Source organism: Rhizobium ecuadorense (genome assembly GCF_001187535.1).
Lineage (GTDB): Bacteria > Pseudomonadota > Alphaproteobacteria > Rhizobiales > Rhizobiaceae > Rhizobium > Rhizobium ecuadorense.
In genome coordinates this window covers 1-226 of sequence record NZ_LFIO01001123.1, presented here as the reverse complement: position 1 = coordinate 226, position 226 = coordinate 1, and the positions used below count along the sequence as shown (strand labels likewise).

Annotated in this window: 1 pseudogene; it reads left to right on the top strand. The window is 56.2% G+C overall.

Annotation, left to right across the window (positions count from 1 at the left end):
- Nucleotides 1-75: 75 nt before the first annotated feature.
- Nucleotides 76-226, top strand: a pseudogene (locus AF337_RS42530) (organic solvent ABC transporter permease); the annotation flags it as partial.

Here is a 226-nt window from a genome sequence, read left to right as displayed (position 1 = left end):
TTGCACGGTGCTTCTGTATATTGACGCGCCGGGCGAACGATCTGCTTCGCGATTCGCGCAATGTCGCTGTAAGCCTTGAAAGACACAAGTATCTTGAACGCCGAGAATCGCAATGCCGCCTCACTGCAAGTGGACGACCAGGCTGATGGCTCGGGACAGCGTGTGCGTCTTCAGGGAAATTGGCGCAGCGCCTACATCCATCTGGTGCTGCGCGATTTCGAAAAGC